Below are 3,042 nucleotides of genomic sequence, written 5' to 3'. Positions count from 1 at the left end.
CCTGCGTGCGCTCCTGAGAGCGGACTTAAGAGCGGTCGCTCACCTGCCAGGCAAGGCGGGACCCGCCGGATGGATACGCTGTTGCCGACGTCGCCAGCCCCAGGCTGGCGCGGCTGTTCGAAATGTGGGGAGAAATTACCGCTTACTACCTTGATGCAGATTTATCAGTTGCCACGATCAAAACCACTTGCCGCCGGGGCGGGCCCATATGTTTTTTCAGGCAGACTCAGGATGCGCTCTTCACAACGCGGCTCCTGGATACCCGCTCAGAAGATCTGCGAGAGGGGTGGAACCATGTGGTGGTCCAGCTTTATGAGACGACGGACAAGCTCCCATTCCTTCCCTGTCCGGCGCCAGACATCATCGCGCGCGCCGGCGAACAAGGTCTCTTCCCGCTCTTCCCGGGCGCGAAACACCAGAAAATTCGACGTCAGCGTCACCGTATCCGCAGCTGTATCCCGACCGAGGATACGGATATTGCCGATGATCCGTCGGGAAAGCGACGCAGGGCGATTATAATGATCGAACCCGGTTCGCATCCTCGCAATGCGAAGTCCCAGTTCCATTTTCCCGTCGTTGAAATGACCCACATGGACAGTATGGTCATCAAGGGATGCGAGAGTGAGCCCCTCGTCCGCTATCTTGCGGCGGATCGGAGCAACATAGCTTGCATCAGCGGCGATCAGTTCAAGCCAGTCCTCGAATTTGTCGTTATCGAGTAGCCATGCCTCATAATATAGGAGATCGACCATCTCCTGATGAAGAGCGCGATCGCCGCACTGCAAGTTAAGCGCCTTCCGCAAGGCGCTCACAGGCGGCGACGTGCCAACGTCGCTTGCGGCTGGAATATTCATCAACGGGCCCCCTAGGCTGGTTTTGCGGCAGCGATTTCGCGCGGCATGGTTGGGGTATGTCCCTGCGGACCGAACTCCATTGCTTCGCGCCACCCCCTGTAGAAACCAAACACAGTGTCTTCGTTGGGAACGGCGCTAAACAGGCCGGGACGTTCGTTATCCAGCCGTTCATATCCAGAGCCCATCGAATAATTCAATGGCTTCTGCTTGCGGATCACGCCACGCATCGTTGCGGTTGCTTCCGCCCACGAGGTGCCGTCATCGAGCTCAAAAATGCCGGATGCAGAGAAGCCAAGCGCCATGGATCGCGCCGCTGCAGCCTTATAAGCTGCCGGAGCCTCCCGATCACAAAGCATGTAGTAGACGAGCAGTTGTCCGTTCGGCCCCCTCGGGAGATTGAGCCGGAGCTGTGTGAACTCGGGCGTCGAAAGTACCGACAAATTAGGAAAGATCGTGAAAATGCAAGTAGTTCCCGGCCCTAACATCGCGGCACGGACTCGATCCGTCCGCGAACGACGAATTTCGGTGACCTCGTGGATCCATTGCGCAATTTCGGGCTTGTCCGGGTTTTCAGTCGTTACCGAGTCGACCCGATAGAACCCGTGCCCGCCCGGAAGCCGGATTGTGCAGTTGTCCTCCGAGTTGTCGTCACGGAAGTCCGCATTGGGGAAAATCATCAAAACGCTGCGATGCGTAAAATCGGCGTGATAATTATCGCCGCAGAATTGATCGGCGTGGAGCTTCCAGTTGGCGTCGATATGCACCTTTTCGGTCCCTCCGACCACTTCCATGCCGCCCGGCGTCCGGTCCAGCGCGAACTGGAGATACCATTTCATATCACCGAGAAATTCGTCGAGGCTTGGGGCTTCCTTGTCGAAGCTGGCGAAAACGAGGCCATGCAGCACCTCGACCCGCGCCTCGATCAGGCCCCATTTCTCGCGCTCGAGCTTACCGTAATAGCTTTCCTTGAACCGAGGCACGCCCGAAAGCTCGCCCGTGTTGCGGTATGTCCAGCCATGATAGGGGCAGGTAAAGGTCTTGGCCTTCCCCTTTTCGGCGCGGCATACCTTGACGCCGCGATGCATGCAGGAATTGAGAAAGACGTGAATCTTGCCGATTCCGTCGCGGGTTAGAAAGACCGGTTCCTCACCGACCCATGAGGTCACGAAATCATTGTTTTCGCGCAGCTCGCTCTCATGCCCGACGACCTGCCAGCAGCGCGCGAAAATCTGTTCCTGTTCTCGAGCATAGACCTCGGGATCCGTGAATACCCGGGGACTGACGACGCGCCGATCCAGATCGACAAGCTCATCGAAATTCATGGCGCACCTACCGGCTGGCTGACTGTTTCATGAGAGTTTAAAGCCACGGGCGCCCAAGGCCTTCATCCCCCAATCGGACGAGATCGCCATTATCGAGAAAGTTTGACACGCGGCCCGGTATCATTTGGCCGTGAACGGTCGCAGGGCGGACAAATCGGTCTCACCTATTCGATTGGATATTTCGTTCCGCCATCCGGGACTGAGTACGGACGCCTTATGGCTTTCGGCCAACTATGACATTCATCACTATGATGAAACTTCTAGCGCCGTGTCCTGACGGACAAGACGCAGCTGCTCCGGGCAGATCAGTGGTCACAGCGCGCCTTCACGTCGGCAGCTATCCATAAGGACGATGCGTCAGCTGAATTAAGTCGACGATCATGCACCGTGCATCCACGCGAGGGTTGCTAGCGGCTTGCGCGCATATCGCCGACCCATTCAGCGGCGGCGACCACGGTCACGAACCTTGGTGATCTCGGGATGCCGCTCGCCCTTCGACCTCGACGATGCGGAACAGTGATGCTCTGGCGCTCGGTCGAGCACCAGCTCGTGGCGGCCATCGTCCCGCTCTCGCGTTCGGGCCACCGAGAACTGCCCGCCTTTGTCGAGCGAGGAGGCAATCATGCCTTCCAGCCGCGATGCGACCAGCGCCGCTGCGATGGGATTGTGAACCAGGTAGGCCGATGCGAGCGCCCTTGCGGCAATCAGCTGCGATTGGGCGGCGCGCAGATCCGGGTCCGTCGGCGACGATCCTCAAGCGTCGTTCACCACGTCCGATTGTCACGGCTGGAGGTGTGTCGGTGGCGGGCGGTCTTCTGCCGGCAGCGCAAAGTAACGCCGAAATCCGTCCGCGATCGATTGATATA

2 protein-coding genes are annotated in these 3,042 nt (G+C 58.5%); both read right to left on the bottom strand.

From position 1 onward, the window contains the following. Positions 1–266 precede the first annotated feature (266 nt). The gene (locus tag AAC645_RS20310) at positions 267–854 is read right to left on the bottom strand and encodes an aromatic-ring-hydroxylating dioxygenase subunit beta (protein ID WP_340318398.1); all 588 of its coding nucleotides are present in this window, start codon (positions 852–854) and stop codon (positions 267–269) included. 11 nt (positions 855–865) lie between these two features. Beyond that, positions 866–2,176, bottom strand: a complete 1,311-nt coding sequence (locus AAC645_RS20305) for an aromatic ring-hydroxylating oxygenase subunit alpha (RefSeq protein ID WP_340318397.1) — start codon at positions 2,174–2,176, stop codon at positions 866–868. Between the last annotated feature and the right edge of the window lie 866 nt (positions 2,177–3,042).

Origin of the sequence: Rhizorhabdus argentea, assembly GCF_037861105.1 — a bacterium.
Lineage (GTDB): Bacteria > Pseudomonadota > Alphaproteobacteria > Sphingomonadales > Sphingomonadaceae > Rhizorhabdus > Rhizorhabdus argentea.
Note: the sequence above shows the minus strand (reverse complement) of the source record. Positions and strands in the feature narration are given on the sequence as shown.